General features: G+C 61.3%; 23 protein-coding genes. 11 read left to right on the plus strand and 12 right to left on the minus strand.

The window, feature by feature from the left end; all coding sequences use genetic code 11:
• The 4 genes from J1G35_RS22525 to J1G35_RS22540 all read right to left on the minus strand — a co-directional run bounded on the left by J1G35_RS22525 (nucleotide 1) and on the right by J1G35_RS22540 (nucleotide 4,523).
• On the minus strand, nucleotides 1-2,256 hold the full coding sequence (locus tag J1G35_RS22525; protein WP_053134942.1) for an Orn/Lys/Arg decarboxylase N-terminal domain-containing protein: 2,256 nt from the start codon (nucleotides 2,254-2,256) through the stop codon (nucleotides 1-3).
• 202 nt (nucleotides 2,257-2,458) lie between these two features.
• On the minus strand, nucleotides 2,459-3,199 hold the full coding sequence (gene dnaQ / locus J1G35_RS22530; protein WP_172681497.1) for a DNA polymerase III subunit epsilon: 741 nt from the start codon (nucleotides 3,197-3,199) through the stop codon (nucleotides 2,459-2,461).
• Nucleotides 3,200-3,281: 82 nt separating this feature from the next.
• Nucleotides 3,282-3,734, minus strand: a complete 453-nt coding sequence (rnhA, locus tag J1G35_RS22535; RefSeq protein ID WP_003173571.1) for a ribonuclease HI — start codon at nucleotides 3,732-3,734, stop codon at nucleotides 3,282-3,284.
• A 30-nt stretch (nucleotides 3,735-3,764) separates the two neighbouring features.
• The gene (locus J1G35_RS22540; protein WP_053134936.1) at nucleotides 3,765-4,523 is read right to left on the minus strand and encodes a methyltransferase domain-containing protein; all 759 of its coding nucleotides are present in this window, start codon (nucleotides 4,521-4,523) and stop codon (nucleotides 3,765-3,767) included.
• Nucleotides 4,524-4,588: 65 nt separating this feature from the next.
• Between J1G35_RS22540 and gloB the strand changes: the two genes are divergently transcribed.
• The 9 genes from gloB to J1G35_RS22585 all read left to right on the plus strand — a co-directional run bounded on the left by gloB (nucleotide 4,589) and on the right by J1G35_RS22585 (nucleotide 19,050).
• Nucleotides 4,589-5,356 (plus strand): hydroxyacylglutathione hydrolase, encoded by a 768-nt coding sequence (gene gloB, locus J1G35_RS22545; RefSeq protein WP_223016047.1) that lies wholly within the window; start codon nucleotides 4,589-4,591, stop codon nucleotides 5,354-5,356.
• A gap of 98 nt (nucleotides 5,357-5,454) precedes the next feature.
• A complete protein-coding gene (locus tag J1G35_RS22550; protein ID WP_223016048.1) occupies nucleotides 5,455-6,870 on the plus strand; it encodes a lytic transglycosylase domain-containing protein in 1,416 nt (471 codons plus the stop codon).
• A 211-nt stretch (nucleotides 6,871-7,081) separates the two neighbouring features.
• Nucleotides 7,082-8,911, plus strand: a complete 1,830-nt coding sequence (locus tag J1G35_RS22555) for an extracellular solute-binding protein (protein WP_223016049.1) — start codon at nucleotides 7,082-7,084, stop codon at nucleotides 8,909-8,911.
• Complete coding sequence (locus J1G35_RS22560) at nucleotides 8,908-10,752, plus strand: extracellular solute-binding protein (RefSeq protein ID WP_053134924.1); 1,845 nt, start codon at nucleotides 8,908-8,910, stop codon at nucleotides 10,750-10,752. The genes J1G35_RS22555 and J1G35_RS22560 overlap by 4 nt, the downstream gene beginning before the upstream one ends.
• A complete protein-coding gene (locus J1G35_RS22565) occupies nucleotides 10,753-11,829 on the plus strand; it encodes a microcin C ABC transporter permease YejB (protein ID WP_027606500.1) in 1,077 nt (358 codons plus the stop codon). It abuts the gene before it with no gap.
• A 1-nt stretch (nucleotide 11,830) separates the two neighbouring features.
• Nucleotides 11,831-12,850 carry an ABC transporter permease gene (locus J1G35_RS22570; RefSeq protein WP_053134921.1) on the plus strand — a complete coding sequence of 340 codons (1,020 nt, stop codon included), beginning with the start codon at nucleotides 11,831-11,833 and terminating at the stop codon, nucleotides 12,848-12,850.
• 1 nt (nucleotide 12,851) lies between these two features.
• Complete coding sequence (locus J1G35_RS22575; protein ID WP_053134918.1) at nucleotides 12,852-14,465, plus strand: ABC transporter ATP-binding protein; 1,614 nt, start codon at nucleotides 12,852-12,854, stop codon at nucleotides 14,463-14,465.
• A gap of 177 nt (nucleotides 14,466-14,642) precedes the next feature.
• On the plus strand, nucleotides 14,643-18,089 hold the full coding sequence (locus tag J1G35_RS22580; protein WP_223016050.1) for a hypothetical protein: 3,447 nt from the start codon (nucleotides 14,643-14,645) through the stop codon (nucleotides 18,087-18,089).
• Between the two features lie 73 nt (nucleotides 18,090-18,162).
• Complete coding sequence (locus tag J1G35_RS22585; protein ID WP_053134910.1) at nucleotides 18,163-19,050, plus strand: AraC family transcriptional regulator; 888 nt, start codon at nucleotides 18,163-18,165, stop codon at nucleotides 19,048-19,050.
• On the opposite strand, the gene J1G35_RS22590 is transcribed toward J1G35_RS22585, so the two are convergent.
• A complete protein-coding gene (locus J1G35_RS22590; RefSeq protein ID WP_223016051.1) occupies nucleotides 18,992-19,579 on the minus strand; it encodes a LysE family translocator in 588 nt (195 codons plus the stop codon). The two genes, J1G35_RS22585 and J1G35_RS22590, sit on opposite strands and share 59 nt — an antisense overlap.
• A gap of 98 nt (nucleotides 19,580-19,677) precedes the next feature.
• The gene (locus tag J1G35_RS22595) at nucleotides 19,678-20,562 is read right to left on the minus strand and encodes an NAD(P)/FAD-dependent oxidoreductase (RefSeq protein ID WP_053134903.1); all 885 of its coding nucleotides are present in this window, start codon (nucleotides 20,560-20,562) and stop codon (nucleotides 19,678-19,680) included.
• Between the two features lie 144 nt (nucleotides 20,563-20,706).
• On the opposite strand from J1G35_RS22595, the gene J1G35_RS22600 reads away from it, so the two are divergent.
• Nucleotides 20,707-21,144: an Rrf2 family transcriptional regulator gene (locus tag J1G35_RS22600; RefSeq protein WP_223016052.1), complete on the plus strand. Its 438-nt coding sequence runs from the start codon at nucleotides 20,707-20,709 to the stop codon at nucleotides 21,142-21,144.
• Here J1G35_RS22600 and J1G35_RS22605 read toward each other — a convergent pair.
• Complete coding sequence (locus tag J1G35_RS22605) at nucleotides 21,141-21,770, minus strand: ribonuclease T2 (protein ID WP_223016053.1); 630 nt, start codon at nucleotides 21,768-21,770, stop codon at nucleotides 21,141-21,143. The genes J1G35_RS22600 and J1G35_RS22605 overlap by 4 nt on opposite strands.
• Before the next feature lie 36 nt (nucleotides 21,771-21,806).
• Nucleotides 21,807-22,787 carry a Gfo/Idh/MocA family oxidoreductase gene (locus J1G35_RS22610; RefSeq protein ID WP_223016054.1) on the minus strand — a complete coding sequence of 327 codons (981 nt, stop codon included), beginning with the start codon at nucleotides 22,785-22,787 and terminating at the stop codon, nucleotides 21,807-21,809.
• 127 nt (nucleotides 22,788-22,914) lie between these two features.
• Between J1G35_RS22610 and J1G35_RS22615 the strand changes: the two genes are divergently transcribed.
• Complete coding sequence (locus tag J1G35_RS22615) at nucleotides 22,915-23,277, plus strand: NUDIX domain-containing protein (protein ID WP_053134891.1); 363 nt, start codon at nucleotides 22,915-22,917, stop codon at nucleotides 23,275-23,277.
• Here J1G35_RS22615 and J1G35_RS22620 read toward each other — a convergent pair.
• From J1G35_RS22620 to J1G35_RS22635, 4 genes are read right to left on the minus strand one after another with little or no spacing between them, the layout of a single operon-like run.
• Nucleotides 23,263-23,751: a periplasmic heavy metal sensor gene (locus J1G35_RS22620; RefSeq protein WP_223016055.1), complete on the minus strand. Its 489-nt coding sequence runs from the start codon at nucleotides 23,749-23,751 to the stop codon at nucleotides 23,263-23,265. The genes J1G35_RS22615 and J1G35_RS22620 overlap by 15 nt on opposite strands.
• Nucleotides 23,748-24,173 (minus strand): hypothetical protein, encoded by a 426-nt coding sequence (locus J1G35_RS22625; RefSeq protein ID WP_053134886.1) that lies wholly within the window; start codon nucleotides 24,171-24,173, stop codon nucleotides 23,748-23,750. The genes J1G35_RS22620 and J1G35_RS22625 overlap by 4 nt, the downstream gene beginning before the upstream one ends.
• The gene (locus tag J1G35_RS22630) at nucleotides 24,170-24,748 is read right to left on the minus strand and encodes an RNA polymerase sigma factor (RefSeq protein WP_223016056.1); all 579 of its coding nucleotides are present in this window, start codon (nucleotides 24,746-24,748) and stop codon (nucleotides 24,170-24,172) included. Before J1G35_RS22630 ends, J1G35_RS22625 begins: the two co-directional genes overlap by 4 nt.
• A 31-nt stretch (nucleotides 24,749-24,779) precedes the next feature.
• Entirely contained in the window at nucleotides 24,780-25,091 is a 312-nt protein-coding gene (locus J1G35_RS22635; protein WP_053134879.1) for a YXWGXW repeat-containing protein, read from the minus strand.
• Nucleotides 25,092-25,185 lie beyond the last annotated feature (94 nt).

The raw sequence follows: 25,185 nt of genomic DNA on the forward strand, positions 1-25,185 counted from the left end.
TTAACCCTTGATGCAATCGACGGTGTAACAACGACCACTGCCGTCATCTTCGTGTTGTAACCCGTGAACATCGGCAACAAAACCGGGGAAACTGCTATCGAACGTCCGGGCAAACGCCAGGTAGTCGATGATCGACCGGGTCGACTCGGTAAAGCGCTCGCCCGGCATGATCAACGGGATACCCGGCGGATAAGGCACCAGCATCACGGCTGCAATGCGTCCTGGCAAGGCATCAATGGACACTGCCTCCACTTCTCCCCTTACCAATTGGTCGTAGGCGTCGGCCGGTTTCATCGCGATTTCCGGCAGCACCGTGTACATGCGCTTGAGGTGCTTGGCGGTGGCGTTGCTGCGGTAACAGCTGTGCAATTGGTCGCACAAATCGCGCAAACCCAAGCCCTGATAACGCGCCGGGCCCTGGGCAAACACCGATGGCAAACAACTGGCGAGGCTGACATTCGCGTCGTAGCTGCGCTTGAACTCCAGCAATTCGGTGAGCAAGGTACTCCATTTGCCTTTGGTGATGCCCATGGAAAACAACACGAGAAATGAATACAGCCCGGTCTTTTCCACCACCAGCCCGCGTTCCCAGAGGAATTTGCTGACCACCGCCGCCGGAATGCCACAGTCGCTCAAGGCGCCGCCGGCGTTGAGGCCGGGCATGACCAAGGTCACCTTGATCGGGTCCAGCAACACGTAGTCTTCGGCCACGTCACCAAAGCCGTGCCAGTCATCCTGCGGCTGCAACAGCCAATCCGCCGTGGCGACGCGGTCGATGCCCGCCACCGACGGCGGCTGCCAGATGGAGAACCACCAGTCTTCGGCGGCAATGTGTTGGCGCAGGTTGGCCAGGGCGCGGCGAAAACTCAAGGCCTCGTCGAACATTTCCTGCAGCAGCGAGCGCCCGGCCGGGCCTTCCATCATCGCCGAGGCTACGTCCAGGGAGGCGATGATGCTGTACTGCGGCGAGGTGGAGATGTGCATCATGAAGGCTTCGTTGAAACGGTCGCGGTCCAGTTGGCGCGCGCCGCCGTCCTGCACATGGATCATCGAGGCCTGGCTGAACGCCGCCAGCAGCTTGTGGGTGGAGTGAGTAGTGAACACCAGCGGGCTGTCCGGGGTACGGGAGGTGCCCATGCCGTAGCGCCCGGCAAAAAACTCGTGGAACGCCGCATAGGCATACCAGGCTTCGTCGAAGTGCAGCACCTCGACACTGTTGCCCAATTGCTGCTTGATCAGCTCGGCGTTGTAGCACAGGCCGTCGTAGGTGGAGTTGGTGACTACGGCCAGCTTGACCTTTGGCGGCCGCCCACGGGTCAACGGGCTGGCCTCGATCTTGGCGCGGATCGAGTCGGGGCTGAATTCGCTCAGGGGAATTGGGCCGATGATGCCCAGCTCATTGCGCTCCGGGCACAGGTACAGCGGGATCGCACCGGTCATGATGATCGAGTGCAACACCGACTTGTGGCAGTTGCGGTCCACCAGCACCAGGTCATCGCGCCCCACCATGGAGTGCCAGACGATCTTGTTGGCGGTGGACGTCCCGTTGATCACGAAAAAAGTATGGTCAGCACCGAAGTTGCGCGCGGCACGGGCCTCGGCTTCGGCCAGCGGCCCGGTGTGGTCCAGCAGTGAGCCCAGCTCGGGCACCGACACCGACAGATCCGAGCGCAGGGTATTTTCCCCGAAGAACTGATGAAACGCCTGCCCCACCGGGCTTTTGCGATAGGCCACGCCACCGCCATGGCCGGGGGTGTGCCAGGAATAGTTGGAGTCTGCCGTATGTTGCACCAACGCTTTGAAAAACGGCGGCAACAAGCCATCCAGGTAACTGCGGGCAGCGCGGGCCACTTGGCGCGCCAGAAACGGCACGGTGTCTTCGAACAGATAAAGGATGCCACGTAGCTGGTTGAGTTCGCTCATGGCATCGGCCGGGGCGTTTTCCAGGGTGACTTGCTCGCCCAGGGCGAAGATCGGCAGGTTCGGCGCTCGCAGGCGCGCCAGGCGGATCAGCTCGACCATGTTTTGCAGCAGGTGGGTATTCTCACCGGCGCCTTCGGCGGCGATCAGCATGCACGCCAGGCCGTGATGGGTCGCCGCTACCAACCGGCCTTCGGCGTAGTCCACGGCAGAAAAGATACTGAAGCCCTCTTGTTCCAGCTCTCGGGCGATGCCTCGGACCCGGTCACCGGCAACGGTGTCGGCCTTGATGTCGCGGTGCACGATAAGCACAGGGAACTTCAGGTCTTTGTACATGAGTGCGTGTAGTCCTGAGGGCTATGCACTCAAGGGTAGAAGCTCGGGGACGATGACGCGAATGAAGATTTTGAAAGCAATGGCGATCAACTGTGGGAGGGGGCTTGCTCCCGATGACGGTATGCCAGCTCATATTTGATTGGCTGATACGCCGCTATCGGGGGCAAGCCCCCTCCCACATCTTGATCATACCGACGCAGGGCTATTGTTGTGTTAACTGGGTCCACAACGCCGGGGCACCCGCGGACTTGGCAATGGCTTCCAGTCGCGCCGCATGCTCGGCCATATCCTGCTCGCTGGCGCGGATGATGGTGGTGGGCTTGCGATCGGCCGGCAGGCGGCGAATTTCCGAAGGACGGTTGCCCGAGCCTTCCGCCGAGCCGCTGCCATCGGAGGCATTGCCGGCCAGGGACAGGCTGGTCTGCCCACCGGTCATGGTCAGGTAAACGTCGGCGAGAATCTCGGAGTCGAGCAAGGCGCCGTGGAGTTCACGGCCGGAGTTGTCGACGCCATAACGTTTGCACAAGGCATCGAGGCTGTTGCGCTGGCCCGGGTGACGCTCACGGGCCATCATCAAGGTGTCGAGGATCGAGCAGTGCTTGGAAATATCCGCACGATCCGTCTGCCCCATCAGGGCAAATTCGTTATTGATGAAGCCGACGTCGAACGCCGCGTTATGGATGATCAGCTGAGCGCCGTTGATGAATTCGAAGAACTCATCGGCCACTTCGGCAAAACGCGGCTTGCCCTTGAGGAACTCGTCGGTAATACCGTGGACGCCGATGGCGCCTTCGTCACTGTCACGGTCCGGTTGCAGGTAGACGTGGAAGTGACGACCGGTGAGGCGCCGACCCATGAGTTCGACACAGCCGATTTCAATGATCCGGTGGCCGTCGGTCACCGGCATGCCGGTGGTTTCGGTATCGAGTACAACAGATCGGATGGCCATCAGGGTTCAGCTCTCAACGGTGTGGTGTGCAGTGTGGTGTGAGTCAAGGGGCGCGATGTTAACACGTCAGCCAACATCAGCTCTGCTTGTAGCCCCGCACTTCGTCCACACCACGATTGGCCAACTGGTCGGCGCGCTCGTTCCCCGGATGGCCGATGTGCCCGCGCACCCATTTCCAGGTGATGTCATGGCGGTTGCATTGCTCATCGAGCAATTGCCACAGGTCGGCATTCTTGACCGGCTCCTTGGCCGCAGTCTTCCAGCCGCGCTTCTTCCAGTTGACCATCCACTCATTGATGCCCTTCATCACGTACTGGGAGTCAGTCACCAGCAGCACGTTGCAGCGGCGCTTGAGTTCTTCCAGGCCGCGAATGGCGCCCATCAGCTCCATGCGGTTGTTGGTGGTGTTGGCTTCGCCGCCCCACAACTCCTTCTCTACGCCCTTGCACACCAGCAATGCGCCCCAGCCGCCGGGGCCCGGGTTGCCCTTGCAGGCGCCATCGGTGAAGAGTTCTACGCTGTCAGTCATCGGTTACTCGGTCTTAAATCAAAAAGGTTTTTACGGTTCGCTTTGCTTGCGGTTGACCTTGGCCATCGGCATCGGCACCAGCTTGCCCATGGGTTGTCGCAGCACCTGGCGCACTGGTCGCAGGCCGACCACAATCTTGCGCGCCACTAATAAATAGAAGCCGCCACCCGAGAGTTGCCACGCCCCTGCGCGGCGCTCCCAGCCGGCCAGGCGGCCTTGCCACTTGGCCGAGGCAAGCGGCGGACGATAGCACCCGAAGCGGCGTTTCTCCAGCGCGAAGCCCAGCAGGTTCAGCCAGTCCCCGACCCGCGACGGCGAGATGCACCGCGCCTGGCGCAGGCCATCATGGGCGAACACATGGCGCAGGCCCCAACTACTCCAGGGGTTGATGCCGATAATCAGCAAATGGCCACCCGGGCGCACGCTGCTCGCCGCTTCGCGCAGCAGACCGTGGGGTGACAGGCAGAAATCCAGGCCATGCTGCAACACCACCACATCGGCGGCATGCTCGCTCAACGGCCAGGCCTGCTCCTCGCAGACAATCTCCACCCCCGGCAACGGCGCGCCCAGGCGCACATTGCGTTGCACCTGGGGCGCGGCGGGCGGGGTCTGGGCCGACGGGCCGTAATGCACCAGGTAGCCGCCAAAGAAACGGCCCAACTCGTCTTCGAGCATGCGCCGCTCTTCATCCAGCAGAAATTGGCCGATGGGCCCGGACAGCCATTCACGGGCCGCGCCGATCAGGGCCAGCCACTCAGGATCGGCCTGGGCGAACGCTTTATCAGTCATTGCATTCTCCAACTCGCCTAGACGTTCTAAGATGCACCAATGTGATCAGCTTGGCGAATCGAAGAATGATACAGATCAGTGCCCTCCCCGCCTTTACCGACAACTACATTTGGTTGTTGCAGGACCCGCAAACCCAACGTTGTGCCGTGGTCGATCCCGGCGATGCCGCGCCGGTGCTGGCCTGGCTCAAGCAAAATCCGACATGGACCCTCAGCGACATCCTGATCACCCACCATCACCACGACCATGTCGGTGGCGTCGAACAACTCAAGCGCGTGAGCGACGCCCAGGTGTATGGCCCGGCCAACGAGACGATCCCGGCGCGGGACATCGCCCTGCAGGATAACGACCGCATCAGCGTGCTGGGCTGGGACTTCGACGTCTATGCCGTGCCCGGCCACACCCTGGGCCATATCGCCTTCTACCACCAAGGCGTGCTGTTCTGTGGCGACACCCTGTTCGCCGCCGGCTGTGGCCGCCTGTTCGAAGGCACGCCGGAGCAGATGCACACTTCCCTTGAGCGCCTGGCCGCCCTGCCCGCCGATACCTTGGTGTACTGCACCCACGAGTACACACAAAGTAACCTCAAGTTTGCCCAGGCGGTGGAACCGCAGAATACCGATATCTCCGAACGGGTGGAAAACGTCCGCCAAATGCGGGCCCGCGGCGAGATAACACTGCCTTCCAACCTGGCCCTGGAAAAGCGTACCAACCCCTTCTTACGTACCGCCGAAACATCTGTTAAACAAAAAGCGGACGAACGGAATGGCCGCGACAACCGCTCTGGGGCCGAGGTGTTTGCTAGCTTGAGGGCGTGGAAAGATAAGTTCTAAGACGATGCAATCTGATACGTAATTTCTGAATGGTTGACCGGAACCAAAGCGCTTTCTAGAATCGCCCGACATTTTTGCCCGGAACTTACTTCCAGCCAATGTCGTCATCTACTCGTAAATCCAACCATTCAGACGCATTGACCCGCCTGGCTCAAGCTGTGGCGGTGGCTGTGTCCGCCACGCTGGCGGGCTGCCAATCGACAAATTTCGCCGCACAATCCACCGTGCAACCCAAGCCCAACCTTGCCGCCAAGATCAAACAGAAACCCGTCATCTGGCTTTCAGAGAAACCTGCTCCAGAGGTGCCCCAGGACGTGTGGGAACGCATGCGCCGGGGCTTTCAATTGCAGGACAACGTGGGCGTCAACCCGCGTATCGAGCAACAGCGCCTGTGGTTCGCCAGCAACCCATCCTTCCTGGAGAACGCCGGTGAACGCGGCAGTCTCTACATTCATTACATCGTCGAGCGCCTTGAAGAACGCAACATGCCCCTGGAGCTGGCGCTACTGCCAGTGATCGAAAGTGCCTACAACCCGATGGCCTATTCGCGCAGCGATGCCGTCGGCCTCTGGCAGTTCATTCCCTCCACCGGCCGCTACTTCAACCTGCGCCAGACCCGCGCCTACGACGGCCGCCGCGACATCACCGCCTCCACCACCGCCGCCCTGGACTACCTGACCCGTCTGCACGATATGTTCAACGGCGACTGGTTACTGGCCCTGGCCGCCTATAACGCCGGTGAAGGCACGGTGAGCCGGGCCATCGAGCGCAACGAGAAGCTCGGCCTGCCCACCGACTACTGGAACCTGCCCCTGCCCCAGGAAACCAAGGACTACGTGCCCAAGTTCCTGGCGCTGTCCCAGGTGGTACTGGCCCCCGAGGCTTATGGCGTCAACCTGAACCCGATTGCCAACACGCCGTACTTCGAGGTGGTTGAAGTCAAGCAAAGCATGGACCTGTCACGGGTTGCCGCGCTGGCCGAGATCGACGAAGACGAACTGTTCCAGCTCAACCCGGCACTCAAGCAACGCACCACCCTGGATGGCCCGCAACACCTTCTGGTACCGAGCTCCAAGGCACAACTGCTCACCAGCACGCTTTCGACGATGAAGCCGGAAGAATTGCTGGCGATGCGCCCGAAAAAGCAGGTGTTCGACGAAGTTGAGACCGCACGGGTGGCCGGGCGTACCCGCAGCTACAAGGTGCGCAATGGCGACAACCTCACACTGATCGCCAAGGCGAACAAGGTCGATGTGCACGACCTGCAGCGCTGGAACAAACTCAACGGCCAGGCCCTCAAGGTCGGCCAGACCCTGGTGATGCAGGACACCCGTAAGCTGGTGGCCAAGGCCGACAGCAAGAAGCCGGTGCAGTACAAGGTCAAGAAAGGCGACTCGCTGTACATCGTCGCCAAGCGCTTCAACGTCGAGATGCAACATCTCAAGCGTTGGAACCCGCGTACTGGCCAGGCGCTGAAGCCTGGGCAGATGCTGGTAGTGTCTGGGCCGCGCTAAGGTTTTCAGAACACTGTAGAACCAATGTGGGAGGGAGCTTGCCCCCGATATCGGTGGATCAGCCAATGAATCTGGTGGCTGACAAACTGCTATCGGGGACGACCCCCCTCCCACACTCAATCTCCAGTGTTCCCAACCGGCTTTTTCCAAGTGGAACAAGCTGTTACTGTACCGATCATAAAGCCCAAGCCGCCTGGATCGGATCTCTGACTTGAAGCGTCCCCTCCTTCTATTAATAAGTCTGGCCTTGAGCTTTGGTGCCAACGCGACGATTACCGAGAGCCACGGTTATACGCAGTTCGGCACGCTCAAGTACCCGGCCAAATTTACCCACTTCGATTGGGTAAACCCTGCAGCGCCGAAAGGCGGGACCTTGCGGGTCATGGCATTTGGCACCTTCGATACCCTCAACCCCTACACCTTCAAGGGCTCAAGCCCGGTTTCCACCCCCAATTTCCTGCAATACGGCGTCAATGAGCTGAACGAGCCGTTGATGGTCGGCACCGGCCAGTACGCGCCGTCCGGCGATGAGCCGACCTCCAGCTACGGGCTGATTGCCCAATCGGTGGAATACAGCGAGGACCGCAGTTGGGTGGTGTTCAACCTGCGCCCGCAAGCACGCTTTCACGATGGCAAGCCGATCACCGCGTATGACGTGGCGTTTTCCTACCGCACCCTGCTGACCGAAGGCCACCCCCAGTACCGCACCAACCTGCAGGAAGTAGCGCGGGTGGACATCCTCAACCGTCACCGCATCCGCTTTGTGTTCAAGCGCGCCGGCAACCCGTTGCTGATCCTGCGCCTGGGCGAGTTGCCGGTACTGCCCCAGCACTATTGGAAAAACCGCGACTTCAAGGCGACCACCTTCGAACCGCCCCTGGGCAGCGGGCCGTACCGCATCAGCAAGGTCACCCCTGGACGCCAACTGGTGTTCGAACGGGTCAAGGATTACTGGGGCAAGGACTTGCCGGTCAACCAGGGTTTCTATAACTACGACAAGGTCGAGGTGGAGTTCTACCGCGACAGCGACGTGGCCTTCGAAGCATTCAAGGCCGGCGAGTTCGACATCTACATCGAGCACCAGGCCAAGAACTGGGCCAATGGCTACAACTTCCCGGCGGTGAATCGTGGCGAGGTGATCAAGGCGCAGATCGCCCACCAGATCCCGACCCAGAGCCAGGGCCTGTTCATGAACACCCGGCGTCCAACCTTCAGCCAGACCAAGGTGCGTGAAGCCCTGGGGCTGATGTTCGACTTTGAGTGGACCAACCGCACCCTGTTCAGCAGCGCCTACAAGCGCACGCTCAGCTACTACCCCAACAGCGAATTCGCCGCCACCGGTGTTCCAACCGGCCGTGAATGGCTGATGCTCTCCCCCTACCGCGAACAGCTGCCGCCCAACCTGTTTACCCAAGCCTTCAGCCTGCCCCAGACCGACGGGCGCGGCATCCCCCGCGAGACCCTGCGCCGCGCCCTGGCGCTGCTGGGCGAGGCCGGGTGGAAGTTGTCGGGCCAACGCCTGCTCAACAAGGACGGGCAACCGCTGCGCTTCGAGATCCTGTTGGTCAACCCGAACCTGGAGCGCATCCTGCAGCCCTATGTCGAGAACCTGATCAGCATCGGCATCGACGCACGCCTGCGCACCGTCGACCGCGCCCAGTACAAGCAACGCCTGGATCAATTCGATTTCGACATGATCCTGATCACCCTCAACCAGACCTTGAGCCCCGGCCTTGAGCAGTGGCAGTACTTCCACTCCAGCCAGGCCGCGATCAAGGGCAGCAAGAACTATGCAGGCATCGCCAACCAGATTGTCGATCACCTGCTGGAACAACTGCTGGCGGCGCAGACCCGCGAAGAACAACTGGCCGCCGGCCGCGCCCTGGACCGGGTGCTGCTGTGGCAGCACTACAGCATTCCCAACTGGTACCTCAACTATCATCGCCTGGCGTACCGCAACCGGTTCGCCTTTGTCACCACGCCGCCCTACAGCCTGGGTCTGAGCGCGTGGTGGCTGAAAGCTTCGGAGAAAGCCCAATGATGTATTTGCGCAACGTCCTGCTCGGCAGCCTGTTGCTGTGCACCACGGCCCACGCCGCCCCGCAACATGCGCTGACGCTGTACAACGAGCCGCCGAAATACCCCGCCGACTTCAAGCACTTTGACTACGTCAACCCGGATGCGCCCAAGGGCGGCACCTTCCGCGAGTCGAGCATGGGCGGCTTCGACAGCCTCAACCCGTTTATCAGCAAGGGGGTGCCGGCTGACAACATCAGCCTGATCTACGACACCCTGGCCATGCAAAGCCTGGACGAACCCATCACCGAATACGGCCTGGTCGCCGGCAAGATCGAAAAAGCCCCGGACAACAGCTGGGTGCGTTTCTACCTGCGCCCCGAAGCGCGCTTCCACGACGGCCACCCGATCCGCGCCGAAGACGTGGTATTCACCTTCCAGGAACTGATGAAGGAAGGCTCGCCGATCTACCGCACCTACTACGCCGATGTCGATGAAGTGGTCGCCGAAGACCCGCTGCGGGTGCTGTTCAAGTTCAAGCGCACCAACAACCGCGAATTGCCGCTGATCCTCGGCCAACTGCCGGTGCTGCCCAAACATTGGTGGGCCACCCGGGAGTTTGCCAAGGGCAACCTGGAGGTGCCGCTGGGCAGCGGGCCGTACAAGGTGGCCGAGGTCAAGGCCGGGCGCATGATCCGCTACGAGCGGGTCAAGGATTACTGGGCCAAGGACCTGCCGATCACCAAGGGTTTCTATAATTTCGACAACCGCATCACCGACTACTACCGCGACAGCACCGTGTCCCTGGAAGCGTTGAAGGCCGGGCAGTTCGACTACTGGCTGGAATTCAGCGCCAAAAACTGGGCCAATGCCTACAACATTCCGGCCGTGACCGAAGGCCGGTTGATCAAGGAAGAGATCCCCAACGGCAACCCCACGGGCATGCAAGGTTTTGTGTTCAATACGCGCAAGCCGATGTTCCAGGACGTGCGCGTGCGCAAGGCCATCAGCCTGTTGCTGGATTTCGAGTGGAGCAACAAACAGCTGTTCAACGGCGCCTACACCCGCACCCGCAGCTACTTCGAAAACTCTGAAATGGCCGCCACCGGCCTGCCCGGCCCGGATGAGCTGAAGATCCTTGAGCCCCTGCGCGACAAGATCCCGGCCGAAGTCTTTACCCAGGCCTTCGAGCCCGCCAAGACCGACGCCAGCGGCATGATCCGCACCCAGCAACGCGAGGCCTACCAACTGCTGCAGGAAGCCGGCTGGCGCATCGTCGACGACAAGATGGTCGACACCACGGGCAAACCGGTGACCATCGAGTTCCTGCTGGCACAGACCGAGTTCGAGCGCATCCTGCTGCCCTTCAAGCGCAACCTGGCGGACCTGGGCATCGACCTGGTGATCCGTCGGGTGGACGTCTCGCAGTTCGTCAACCGTGTCCGCTCGCGGGACTTCGACATGATGGTGGGCAGCTTCCCGCAATCCACCTCGCCGGGTAACGAGCAGCGGGAGTTCTGGAAGTCTTCCAGCGCCGACAAACCCGGCAGCCGCAACTACATGGGCCTCAAGGACCCGGCGGTGGACCAACTGGTGGAAGAACTGATCGACGCCGACTCGCGCAAAAGCCTGATTGCCCATGCCAGGGCCCTGGACCGTGTGCTGCAGTTCGGCTACTACGTGATCCCCAACTGGCACATCAAGACCTTCCGCGTGGCGTACTGGGACCACCTCGGCCATCCGAAAACCCCGCCGCGCTATGACGTGGGCACCGCCACCTGGTGGGCAAAACCCAACGTAAAACCTGCCGTCACCTCAGACGCGAACACCAACACGAGCGCCGATGCGGCGAGCGGAGGCGATTAAATGCTGGCCTATATTGTTCGCCGCCTGTTGCTGATCATCCCGACGCTGTTCGGGATCCTGCTGATCAATTTCATCATCATCCAGGCCGCTCCCGGTGGCCCGGTGGAACAGATGATCGCCAAGCTCGAAGGCTTTGAAGGTGCCACCAGCCGCATTGCCGGCGGCGGTGCCGAAGTCTCGGTGGCCGGCTCCAGCAGCTACCGTGGCGCCCAGGGCCTGGACCCGGCGCTGATCAAGGAAATCGAAAAAATGTATGGCTTCGACAAGTCGGCGCCGGAACGCTTGTGGATCATGGTCAAGAACTACGCCCGCCTGGATTTCGGCGACAGCTTTTTCCGTGACGCCAAGGTCATCGACCTGATCAAGGAAAAGATGCCGGTATCGATCTCCCTGGGATTATGGAGCACGCTGATCATGTACCTGGTGTCGATCCCGCTGGGGATCGCCAAGGCCACGCGACATGGCAGCCACTTCGATGTGTGGACCAGCTCGGCAATCATCGTCGGCTATGCGATCCCGGCGTTCCTGTTTGCGATCCTGCTGATCGTGGTGTTTGCCGGCGGCAGCTATTTCGACTGGTTCCCCTTGCGCGGGCTCACGTCCAACAACTTCGATGAGTTGAGCTGGGGCGGCAAGGTGCTCGACTACTTCTGGCACTTGGCGCTGCCCATCACCGCACTGGTGATCGGCAACTTCGCGACCATGACGCTGCTGACCAAGAACAGCTTTCTCGACGAGATCAACAAGCAATATGTGATCACCGCCAAGGCCAAGGGCCTGACCAACCACCGCGTGCTCTACGGCCATGTATTCCGCAACGCGATGCTGCTGGTGATCGCCGGATTCCCGTCGGCGTTCATCGGGATTTTCTTCACCGGCTCGTTGCTGGTGGAGGTGATTTTCTCCCTCGACGGCCTGGGCCTGATGAGCTTTGAAGCGGCGATCAACCGCGACTATCCGGTGGTGTTCGGCACGCTGTTTATCTTCACCCTGCTGGGGCTGGTGGTGAAACTGATCGGCGACCTCACCTATACCCTGGTCGATCCGCGTATCGACTTCGCCAGCCGGGAGCATTGAGATGAATCTATCCCCCCTCAATCGCCGCCGGTTCGAGCGGTTCAAGGCCAACAAGCGTGGCTGGTGGTCGCTGTGGCTGTTCCTGATCCTGTTCGGGCTGAGCCTGGGCGCCGAGCTGATCGCCAACGACAAGCCACTGGCGGTGCACTACGACGGCGACTGGTATTTCCCGGCGCTCAAGCGCTACCCGGAGACCACCTTCGGTGGTGAATTCCCGCTGGAAGCCAACTACAAGAGCCCGTATATCCAGGAACTGCTCAAGGCCAAGGACGCCTGGACCTTGTGGGCGCCGATCCCGTTCAGCTACCAGAGCATCAATTACGACCTGAAAGTGCCGGCCCCCGCGCCGCCTTCGAGCGTCAACCTGCTGGGCACCGATGACCAGGGCCGCGATGTGCTGGCGCGGGTGATCTATGGCTTCCGTGTGTCGGTGCTGTTTGCCCTCACCCTGACCGTGCTGAGTTCGATCATCGGCGTGATCGCCGGCGCCTTGCAGGGCTTCTATGGCGGCTGGGTCGACCTGGCCGGGCAGCGCTTCCTGGAAATCTGGTCCGGCTTGCCGGTGCTGTACCTGCTGATCATCCTCGCCAGCTTCGTGCAGCCGAACTTCTGGTGGCTGCTGGGAATCATGTTGCTGTTTTCCTGGATGAGCCTGGTGGACGTGGTGCGCGCCGAGTTCCTGCGCGGGCGTAACCTCGAATACGTGCGCGCGGCCCGGGCACTGGGGATGCAGAACGGCGCGATCATGTTCCGCCACATTCTGCCCAATGCCATGGTCTCGACCATGACCTTCATGCCGTTCATCCTCACCGGCGCCATCGGCACCCTGACCGCCCTGGACTTCCTCGGCTTTGGCCTGCCAGCCGGTTCGCCCTCGCTGGGGGAACTGGTGGCCCAGGGCAAATCCAACCTGCAAGCACCGTGGCTGGGCATGAGCGCGTTTGCCGTGCTGGCGATCATGTTGAGCTTGCTGGTGTTTATCGGCGAGTCCGCTCGCGATGCCTTTGACCCGAGGAAATGAGATGAATCAGGACAATCTGATCGAAATCCGCGACCTCTCCGTCGAGTTCGTCACGGGCGAGCATCACCACCGCGTGGTCAACAACGTCAGCTTCGATATCAAGCGCGGCGAAACCCTGGCCCTGGTCGGCGAAAGCGGCTCCGGCAAATCGGTGACCGCGCACTCGATCCTGCGCCTGCTGCCCTACCCGCTGGCCCGGCACCCATCCGGCACCATCGCCTATTCCGGGCAAGACCTGCTGACCCTCAAGGAAAAGACCCTGCGGCATATTCGCGGTAACCGTATCGCGATGATTTTCCAGGAGCCGATGACCTCGTTGAACCCGCTGCACTGCATCGAAAAGCAGATCAACGAAGTGCTCGGCCTGCACAAGGGCCTGACCGGCAAGGTCGCCACCCGGCGCACCCTGGAGTTGCTGGAGCTGGTGGGCATTCCCGAGCCGCACAAACGGCTCAAGGCCCTGCCCCACGAACTGTCGGGCGGCCAGCGCCAGCGGGTGATGATCGCCATGGCCCTGGCCAATGAGCCGGAACTGTTGATCGCGGATGAGCCGACCACCGCCCTCGACGTCACCGTGCAGTTGAAGATTCTGGAACTGCTCAAGGAGTTGCAGGCGCGTTTGGGCATGGCCTTGCTGTTGATCAGCCATGACTTGAACCTGGTGCGGCGTATTGCTCACCGGGTGTGCGTGATGCAGCAAGGTTGCATCGTCGAGCAGGCCGAGTGCGAGACACTGTTCCAGTCGCCCCAGCACCCTTACACCCAGGAACTGCTGGCGGCCGAGCCCAGTGGTGGCCCGGCCACCAACGAAGTCGGGCCGCCGTTGCTGGAAGTCGATGACCTGAAAGTCTGGTTCCCGATCAAGAAAGGCTTTTTGCGCAACACCGTCGATTACGTCAAGGCCGTGGACGGGATCAACTTCAGCCTGCCCCAGGGCCAGACCCTGGGCATCGTCGGCGAAAGCGGCTCGGGCAAATCCACCCTGGGCCTGGCGATTTTGCGCTTGATCGCCAGCAAGGGCGGGATTCGTTTCGAAGGCCAGCAACTGGACACGCTGACCCAGCAACAGGTACGCCCGTTGCGCCGGGAAATGCAGGTGGTGTTCCAGGACCCCTTCGGCAGCCTGAGCCCACGCATGTGCGTCAGCGAGATCGTCGGCGAAGGCCTGCGCATTCACAAGATGGGCACGCCGGCCGAGCAGGAAGCCGCGATTATTGCGGCGCTCAAGGAAGTAGGCCTGGACCCTGAGTCCCGCCATCGCTACCCCCATGAGTTCTCCGGTGGCCAACGCCAACGCATCGCCATCGCCCGCGCGCTGGTGCTCAAGCCGCGCCTGATCCTGCTGGACGAACCGACCTCGGCGCTGGACCGCACGGTACAACGCCAGGTCGTGGAATTGCTGCGCAGCCTGCAGGCCAAGTACAACCTGACCTACCTGTTTATCAGCCATGACCTGGCGGTGGTGAAAGCCCTGAGTCACCAGTTGATGGTGGTCAAGCAGGGACAGGTGGTGGAACAGGGCGATGCGCGGGCGATCTTTGCCGATCCGCAGCATGCGTATACGCGCCAACTGCTGGAGGCTGCCTTTCTAGTGCCGTGCCCAGAGCCCCTCTGAGCGATCAGCATGCCCACGTCCGGCGTGGGTGTGCCGCACAATCGGATCACTGCGACTGCCTACTCGACCTACAGCAACTGCGGATGGCGCAGGCTATCAAGCACGGGTAGAAACGCCCGAACATGAAGTTCCGCTCAAGAGCGTTTTCTTGAGCAACCTTGAAACGGAACTTCATTCATGTACGAATTTGCCCCGCTGATTGCCGCTGCGGCGATCCAGCCGCTGCCTGCCAGCCCCGTCTCGTTTGCCACCCAGGATGATCTGACGCTGATCAACAACCTGGTTGCATTGCTGTCGCCCGTTGTACCGCACAATTGGTCCCAGGAGGGGCCTCCCGCGTTTATCAAGGTCGACCGACAGTCCAGGCTCGGCCAGTGGATGGTGCTGTTCGGCAAAGCCATCAACCAGAGCGTGTTCCTGGCATGGGCCGACACCCAGCACCTGGAGTATCGAAGTATCAGGGTGATAGGGGGGTCCCTGCACACCAAGGTCATTCAACACGATCAACTGGTACCCAAGGTATTTCATCTTCATGACGACCTGGGTTGGCAGGACGTGTCCGTACCGATCCTGGGCATCTGCGAGATCATTGATCCGAACCAACTGGGCGTGCCCTATATCGACCCGCCAAACGGCCTGAGTACATTTGAATTGCCACTTGAGTTAACGCTGGCGTTCTACGGTTACAGGTTGCCGCAAAACCACATCCAGGCGCGGGTGATCGTCGATGAGCTGCAGGCCTACCGTGCCTTTCCAACTGTTGGCGAGAATGGCCGCGCGCATTCGGCGACACGCCATGAACTTGAAGCCCAGCACCTGGATTTGCTGCAACTGGCCGATACGCTCGAAGCCTGCATGGACAGCGCAGCCGCCGCAGATGAACCCCACGACAGCTATCTCGCCTACCGTCAGCGCCTCACGCTGAGGTCGGACTCCTACGTAGCACGCACCTTGAACGAGGCGGCGCAATTGCTGCAGAGCGTGATTAATTCGATCGATTTCACGCAAACATTCCAAACGCCACTGAGTCACGATGAGTACTTTATTTATTCCGGCGAGGATCATTCCTTGCGCACCTCCGCCCTTGAGAATCAGGGCACCAGCGTCAGCTTGCGTACACACCTGGGCGGCGCGCCCGTGGCGGGTCGGCTGATTCGCTTGGCGCAATATGCCGCTTTGCTGGGAGAACAGGTAGCTTCCAATAACAGCCTGAGCCTGGCGGAACTCATGCACTTCTATGCCATTGACGTGCCCATCCAAGCCAGCGAAGTGCACGCCCTGATCGCGCGCCTGCGCCAGTCATCCGTGCCTGAGCAGCCTTACTGCGGTGAAGCGGCCCAAGATGTGGAATGGCTCAAGCGCAAACAGAACAGCCTGAGCGCCCTGAATAACTTTAATCGCCTGCAGACGGAGTTGGAGCGCGTCAGCACGGGCAAACAACCCGATGAAAAGATTGAGCTCGACGATACGATCGAGCTGGATACCGACTCCATTTTCTACCAGTTGCTGGAAGAGAGCGCTGAAAGACTGCTGAAGATGATCAGGCACCCATCCTTTGTCGCCATTTGCGTAAAACGCAATATCGACGATGAGAAGGCCTTGGTACTGCTGACTGAAGATGGCTACATAGGCGCGGACAACAGGGATGGCAAGCGCAAGAAGCTCACCGACGATGTCGCTGGCAGTCCATCACTCAGACGCTATGTCACGCTCTTGCAGGAGTTGGCTAAACGATTGGGCGGTGAGCTGCGCAGCGATATGAAGGCCTCCCTCAAGCAGTTGATGAAGTTCCTGCGCATGACCGAAGTGAAGACCGCAGACCAGGCCCAGCAGGCGGCTCATTACTTGAAGGCCGTCAGGGCTGCAACCCCGCGTCTGGGCAATTACTGGCAGGGTTTAGGCCAGCCGCAGCCGTCTTTGCTGACGTTATCCAGCGCACAACGCCGCCAGGTATTTGAAGCGCAGCAGGCCTTTGCACAGGAGCAGGGAGCGCCCCTGTTCACATGGCTCGGCGAACCTTTTTGGGCCGACAAGAGCGCACCCATGATTCGCGCCGAAGCCGACATACTGCTGAACCAGATTGTGCAGAGTCACCGCAGCCAGCTATTGGCTGACCGCCTGAGCACCCTGGTCAAGTGGTCCGCGGCGGCACTGCACGGCACAACGCCCCAACACCGCCGGCAGACACTGCTGCTCAGCGCACTGATTCTGAGCCTGGATGAACAGGCCGGCACACAACGCAACCTGGTCGGCGGCCTGGCCATCGATAGCGCTTACTACTGGGGTGACGACTGCGCATTGGTGCGCAGTAATCTTGAAGCCCTCCTACGCCTGACCCTGCTGGAAGGCGCCCCACTGGCCGCGCATCTGTTACTCAGCGGCAGCGCCCCGCAATTCCTGGTGCGCAACATCTCCGAAACACTGCCCTACCTGTGTAACCAGAACTGGGTCGTGTTCAAGCAGTTCGTCGATTTCATCGAACTAAGAACCCCAGGCGCCAGCCGGCACATGACCCTTGAGAACATCATGACCCTGGTCCATAACCCTGCTACGACGCTTAACCGGGAGTTCTGGGCGCTGCCCCCTACGGTCGATCCCGTCCTGGACTGGGCGCGTGCCAATGGCGTGGTGGATGCGACGGACACGGACCTGCCCTTTAAGCGCGAGCTCGCCGTGCGCACCTATGAGAAACAAAAGCGCACACTCAACGATGCCTTCGGATCGCTGCACACACCCTATCCGGATCAGAAGGAGGCGGCATTGAGGTACCTGCGTGAGGTCTACCCAGGTAACGCTAACCTGGACAAAACAGTGTTCATGTCAGTGCCCTTCCTTCCGCCAGGTACTCGCTACCCGCAAGTCAGCAGCCTGAATATTTCCTTTTCGCTGGCTGAACTGTATCTGGCCGGGGAGTTGAAGCACATGGAGCGCTGGAGGGCGATTCTGCCGCAGGTACGTGTCGACAGGTTCTCGCCCCCCTTGAGCGCGCTCAAGGACCACAACGCGGATGAAAACTTCAACGCTGCGCTCAAATCCATGCGCGAAAGCTATACCGTGTACATCGCTTACCTGCTGTCCTGCCTGCCATTGCCCAAGCGTGTCAGCCTGGAGCAGGGAGACATCGAACTGTTGCTGTTACGCAAACCGTCGCCGAGTGCCCCGAACACGATGATCACCGCACATTTTGGCTGCCTGTTGCGTGTTCGCTATCAGCGGGATCACTACCTGCTGCAACTGCTTCCCAAGCAGATGCTGATCACGCGGCTGGTCAACCCACCTCCGGGATTGCTGAGTGACCCGGTCGCCGCAGGCCCGCTAGAGTTGCAGATCGATTGGAACGCCTACCTCACGGGTGCCGAGCCCCTGGCGGACGCCCGTTCGCAGGTCCTGCTCCACCCCCTGGATACAACCCCCATCACCGATACCCAGGGCGACCCTGCTGCCATACCAAAGTCCTGGCAATCGGCACGACTGGAAGCGATTGCCAGGACGGTCGTTGACCAATGCCTGCTCAGCAGCCACCAGGACCTGAGTGAGTCCACGCAGAACCTCAACCATGTAGAAAAGGTTCTGTTGATCAACACAAGGCGAAGCGAGCGCTTGCACAACCTGAAACCCTATTAGGCCAGCGGCTACACAAAGGCCAGGGTCTGTGCAACGATTGGTTACCGATCTTGCCTGCCCTGGAGTCGTGCCCATGACGATGACCGCCCTCTGCCCCGCCGCACCGCGCTTCTGGCGCGACGAGCGCCTGCCGTTCATCGAAGCGCGCACCATCGCCGACGGGCGCAAGGTCACTTATACCCGGCACGCTCATGAGCATTTTTCCATCGGCGCGATCACCACTGGGCGCAGCTATTACCATCACGGCGCCGATACGTTCCTGATCAGCGCCGGCACGGTGGTGCTGATGAACCCGGGCGATGTGCATGCCTGCAACCCTATCCACGACCAGCCCTGGTCCTATCACATGCTCTACCTCGATACGCCCTGGCTGACCGAATTACAGTACCAACTGGGCTTCAGCACCGACCAGGGTTATCGCGCTTTCAATACGCCGCATACCCGTGACCCGCTGCTGTACAGCGGCTTGCTGGCGTTATACCGAATGCTGGTGAATGAACAGGCCGAGCTCCTGCAAAAACAGAGTGCACTGGTGAGTTACTTCACTGAAGTCCAGCAGCGCCTGAACCCCTCACCCACGCCGGTACGCGAGGTCAACCATAAGCTGGAGCGGGCCGCCGAGTACATCCGCGAGCACTGCACCCAGGCGTTGAAACTCGACGACATCTGCCTGGCGGCCGAACTGTCGCCGTCGTACCTGATCCGCGCCTTCAAGCAGTATTACGGGCTCACGCCCCACGCGTTTCTGGTCAACCAACGCATCCAGTTTGCCCGCACCCGGTTGCGCAATGGCGAGTTGATCGCCGATGTGGCCCTCGCTGCGGGCTTTGCCGACCAGGCGCACTTCCAGCGCACGTTCAAGCAGCATTTTGCCGCTACCCCAGGGCAATACCGTGAGGTGCTCAAGCCATCAGCAAATAACCCACACTGGCCACCAGCAACGCGGCCATTGAGCGGTTGAACAGGCGCACGCCGTGGGGATTGTCCAGGTAGCGGCGCAGGAAGGTCCCGGCATAGGCCCAGCACGCCACTGACAGGTAGCAGATCACCAGGTAGAGGCCGGCAAACAGCCAGACCTGCGCCGCGTCGCCGTCGGCCACAAACAAGCCCATGCCCGCCACACAGGCCAGCCAGGCCTTGGGGTTGAGCCACTGCATGATCGCGCCATAGAGCATCGACGGCGCGGTGGCGCCGCCCTCCGCGTCTAGCCGGCCATCATCCACCGCCAGTTTCCAGGCCATGTACAGCAGGAAAGCCACCCCGCCCCACTGGATCAACTGGGTCAGTATTGGCCAGCGCACCAGCACCTCGTGTAAACCCAGGCCGATCAGCACCAGCAGCAAGGTAAAGCCAACGGCAGCACCGAACACATGCTTCTGGCTGGCGACAAAACCGAAGCGCGCCCCTGAACTCAGGGCGACCACATTGACCGGTCCCGGCGTGATGGACGTGGCCAGGGCGAAGGCGGCCATGGAGATGATCAAGCTCATTGCGGTTCCCTTTTTATGATGAGGCGTAAACAGGGCTCCACGGTATAAGGCCCGCGCGCAGCGGTATTGAACAAAATGCCCCTGCGGCGGCAATGGCTTCACGCGTTGATCAACGAGAAATGTGCGCCCACCCCGGCGCGTACGCCCTCGCCCACGGCCAGCGCAACGGACCCGGCGGCGAGGGAAGTATCACCACAGGCAAACACGCCAGGCACCGAGGTCTGGCGAGTGTCGTTGGTGTGCAGATAAGGCCCGGTGGGGCCGTCGGCCAATTCACAGCCCAGTTGTTCGGCCAACGGACTGATGCGCGTGCGGGACAGGGTGAAGATCCCGTCAAGGCTGAACACCCTGCCATCGTGCAATTCCAGGTCGGCACGCTCGCCGCTGATACGCCGCACGCCCGCGCTTTCCACGCTGACCCCACGTCGATCCAACTGCGCCTGTTGCTCGGCATCCGGGGTAAACACACCATTGGTGAACAAGGTGGTGGTGCCCCAGTCCGGCAGCATCAGCGCGTGGTGCATCGCCAGGGGTGAGGTTGCCAGGACGCCGATACGGCCTTGGTCCAGTTCATAGCCATGGCAGTAGGGGCAATGGAACACTCGCGTCCCCCAGCGCTCTTCCAAGCCTTCGACCGCCGGCAGTTCATCCACCACTCCAGTGGCGAGGATCAGGCGTCTGGCATGAAACGTACCGCTATGTTCGGTGCGTACACCGAAACCCTCAGCCTGTTGGTTGACCTGAACCGCACTGCCCTGCACCCAGGTGACCGTCGGATATTCCATCAACTGGCTGCGCCCTTCGGCCGCAATGACCTCCGGCGCCTGGCCGTCCTGGCCGAGAAACCCGTGGGACGTGGCGGCAAACCGGTTGCGCCGCTGCCCCGCATCGATCACCAGCACCTGGCGCCGCGCCCTTGCCAATTGCAGGCCCGCAGACAGGCCGGCATAGCTGCCGCCCACGATAATCACGTCGTACATCATGAAAGTGACTCCATGTTGTGTGCACGCGGTTATCCGCGGGCTTTCACGACACACCATAAGTTACATAAAAATAGCCCGTCAAGAGTCTCGCAACTTTTCGGGTTACGAACGATACTTTCGGCGGACCCAACCTGAGGCTGATTGATGAGAAACGACACGCGCCTGTCGCGCATGCTCCACGTGCTGATCCATATGGGCCGCCATGAAGAGCGCGCCACGTCGGAGACCATCGCGCAGATGCTCGGCACCAACCCGGTGGTGGTGCGACGCACCCTGGGGTTGCTCAAGGAGAAAGGGTATGTACGTTCGGAAAAGGGCCATCGGGGCGGTTGGAGCCTGGGCAAACCCTTGGGTGAAATCACCCTGCTGGACATTCACAACGCCCTGGGCACGCCCTCGATATTCGCCATCGGCCTGTCCACCGATCACCCCGAGTGCCTGGTGGAACAGGCGGTAAATGCCGCGCTCACGGATGCCTTCGAACAAGCCCAGGCACTGCTGTTGAAACGCCTGGGCAAGGTCACCCTGGCGCAGTTGGCCGAGGACTTTGACGAACGCTACCGCGTGGCAATGCTGCCTTAGCGCTGCGCGGGAATCCGGATATCGCCGTCGCGGCATTGGGTTTTGACACTGCGTGGGCAGCCCGCGAAAGCCAGGTCTTTGGTCAGGCACACGCGCACTTCCGACAGCACCTTGCCTTTGCAGATCACCGCCAGCCCATGGTTGCCCATGCGTGGGTTGCTCTCGCGAAACAGCGCCTCAATCTCGCGGGCCTGCAACGACGGTGGCGTGTTGAACGGCTGCAGTTGCGGCGGAATGGCGACTACGCCCAAGGCTGCGTCGGTTTTCTCCAGGTACGCCAAGGGTTCCAGCCCGCTGCAGGTGCCGTGCTTGGCCCATTCGTGGGTGAGCAGTGAGCGCGTCGGAAACAGCGCCGCGCCCTTGTCCATTTCTTCGCGGCTCAACGTAGATTGCGGCGCGCACGAAGCCGGCCACCCTCCCCGCGCGTATTGCGGCCACAAGCCGTGCAGCACAAAGCCATAGCCTTTGCCCGAACACTGTTCGTTGTTTGGGTGCGTCAGGCAAAAGGTCGGCGACCAGGACAACGACAGCACATAGAAATCGAAATCCCCCGGCGTCCCTTGGTTACGCGGGGCCGCCACCGCGCCGGTAGCCAGCACCAGCCACAACACCACCCAGTACTTCATGCGTCTATTCCTTGAAAAAAACCATGTATACCGCGACTACCCAGGATGATGGGGGTTACGTTGCAACACCTTGTCCAGGATCCGATCGGTCTTCAACGCCTCGATCGCCAGAGACGGATGCTCGGCTTCGCCGCGAATATGCGCGTTCATCGCCAACACGTGGTGCCATTGGATATGCGCGTGGCACGGCACTTCCAGCACCTCATTCGTTTCGCCCTCCAGGCGCAGCGGTTGGTCTTCGAAGACGGAGAACTGAATGCGCCCGTGGCTGCCGATCAACTCGACCCGATCCTCACGGCGATCGGCGACAAAGTTCCAGCAGCCCATGCCCAGCGCGCCCGAACTGAATGTCCAGCAGGCCGTCACGGCGTCCTCGGCCGCATAGCTTCCGGCCTGTCGTGCCGTAAAGCCCGAGACCTCGACGATATCCCCAGCCAGGTACTGGAACAGGTCAAACCCGTGGCTGGCCAGGTCGGCAAAGTAGCCACCACCGGCAATGCTCGGGTCGGTGCGCCAGTTGGCGGCGCTGGCATCCTCGGCGGCCGGTGGCTTGCACAGGGTCCAGCTCAGATGGCGCAATGTGCCGATGCGCCCGTCTTGCAGCCACTGGCGCACTTGCTGGAAGCGCGGCAGCGAGCGCCGGTAATAGGAGACAAACAAGTGCAGCCCGGCACGCTCGAAAGTGCGCTGCATCAGCGCGCTCTGTTCGGCATTCAGCGACATCGGCTTCTCGACGCAGCAATGCTTGCCGGCCGCCGCCACCATCAGGCTGTATTCCAGGTGGCTGTCGGGCGGCGTGGCGATGTACACCGCGTCCACTTCGGGGTCGTCGATAAGCGCCTGGGCGTCGGTGTAGTAACGAGCAATGCCATGGCGTGACGCATAATCGCGCACGGCCTCTTCGCGGCGCCCCATCACCGCCACCAGGGCCGAACCTGGCGCTTTGTAGAATGCGGGTCCACTCTTGACTTCAGTGACACTGCCACAACCGATCATGCCCCAGCGTACGCTGCTCATCTGTTTTCCTCGTGCGTTTTGATCAGTCGGGCAGTATCCACATACCCACCCCGACACGCCACAACCACTTAGCATGACAATTGCATTTCACTTTTGTGACAATCATCCCGCTGCGGGGGCACAGACGATGAAAATACGCGCAACAGTCATTTGCGAACACGAGGGGCATATCCTCTTCGTGCGCAAGGCCAGGTCAAAATGGGCATTGCCGGGCGGCAAGGTCGAACGCGACGAGCGCCCGGTCGGCGCCGCCGAACGGGAGCTGGAAGAAGAAACCGGGTTGAACGTGGACGGGCTGCTGTACTTGCAGGAGCTCAAAGCCCGCGACACCGTCCACCATGTGTTTGAAGCCTCGGTGGTGAATATCGCTGATGCACGGCCTCTGAACGAGATCGTCGACTGCCAGTGGCACGCCTATGGCGCCCTGGACCAACTGGACACTACCGACGCCACCCGGCATATCGTCAAAGCCTTTCTACGGCGTTTGTAGCGGCTTATCCCTCACCGGCGCTTTACCCCGCGCCTCCCCCCGCAAATACAAGGCCTCCACCAGTTTCTGCCGCTCATCCTGGGGCAAGTTGCCGGCGAACTGCGCCAGGGTGCTGTCCACCAATGCCCGCAGCGCCACATCGGCCTCCCGCGCCTTGGCCAGTTCGGCCACCAACGCCTCACGGTCCAGGGTCGGCGCTTCCAGTTGCTTGATCACCCCCAACCGCGCTTCACGTCCGGCCATGATCAGCGGCTGGCTGTCGTCGCGATTGTGGCGCAGCAGTTGGCGCAGCTCCCTGCGCCGCTCCGCAGGCAGCTTGAACATCGCCTGGCGCAGGCCGTGCTGGTTGACCACCGCCTCGGCGGGCGGGCTGCTGGCCAGCCAATGGTAGAGCCCGCCCCCGACGCCGCCGATCAAAAACACGTTGAGCAATACCGAAACGAACAACCACGGTTTAAGGGATCTGACGGTCATTGCTCGGTTTCCTCGGCGTTGACGGTAAAGACAACTTCGGCGTCGCCTTGATCGAAGACGCTGGGCAGCACTTCAGCGGACAGCATCGGCAGCGGCACGCTCATGGATGCCACCAGCATCCCGGTGACAATACCGGCAATGCCCGCGCCGACAAGGCCGGCGGGCGATAACCAGCTGGCATAGCGTGACCAGAATGAGCGAGGGGCAGATTGGCGTATCTGCCGGACCAGCGTGGCGTCGGCGAACGCAGGTTGATGGCCGTCCAACCGACTGTCGAGCCAACGCGCTTGTTGTACGGCGTCGCGCGCATGCACGTTGCCGCTGTCGAGTAACGCCTGGGCGCCTGCCCGTTCCGCGTCGGGCCAGCGATGCAAGTCCGCGCCGTAGACGTCGGCCAGGTAAGCAAAGCGTTCGGGTGTCATGATTTTCCCCTTCCTGGGCGGGCGAGCCCGGGTGTGTCGGCAAGTTGGCTACGCAACTGGCGTCGGGCCCGCGACAGCAGGCTCTCCAGTGCCTCGACGCTGATATTCATCAGGGCCGCGGCGTCGATGTTCGACAGCTCCTGGTAGTACTGCAACACGATCGCTTCGCGCTGACGCTCGGGCAAGGCCGCCAATGCGGCGGCCATGCGGGCGCTGCGGTCCTGGTTTTCCAGTTGTTCCTCAGGCGATGGCGAGCTGTCCGCCACCTCCACCGTCGCCTCATCGCCCAAAGGCCGCTCCTTGCGCCGGCGCAGGCGGTCATGGCACAGGTTGAGCGCGACCCGATGCAACCACGTGTCGAACCGCGCCTCGCCACTGCGCCAATGGGCCGCCTGGCGCCAGATACGCAGGAAGCTTTCCTGAGCCACGTCCTTGGCCTCGTCGGCATCCCCCAGGATCCGACTGGCGAGCGCCAGCAAACGCGGAAGTTTGCGCGTCACCATTTCGTTGACGGCGGCTGGTTCGTTATTGCCGATACGCGCCAGCAGTTCAACGTCCGGATCAGTGTCTTTCAATCGGGCGGTTCTCAGGGCCAAGGGTCAGGGTTCAGCGGATCCAATGCCCTTCGCGCCAGTACCAGTTCGGGCCATGGGCTTCCCAATGGCCAGGCTCCCAGCGTGCATGACGCATCACCGGCTGCCAGTGGCCCGGCACCCAGCCATACCCGCGCCCTTCCCAACGCCAGTGACCACGGTCCCAGGCGTAGCCGGGGCGCTCGGCCGGGATGATTTCCACACGCTGCGGCGGCGGCGCCTGCTGGATGATGATTTCGGTCTGGGCAAACGTCGGGGTGCTGACAAACGCGACGAGGACCAGCGGAGCAAGCAAAACAAAACGCAATGTGGCCAGGGGTCTCATGGCAACTCCTTCATGCAACGCGAGAAAGTGCAGGTTGCTGATGGGTTGAACGGCGGGTGCGGAAAAATCCGTCGCGGGCTGCGCAGATTTTTCC

It is taken from the genome of Pseudomonas sp. SH10-3B (assembly GCF_019891415.1).
Lineage (GTDB): Bacteria > Pseudomonadota > Gammaproteobacteria > Pseudomonadales > Pseudomonadaceae > Aquipseudomonas.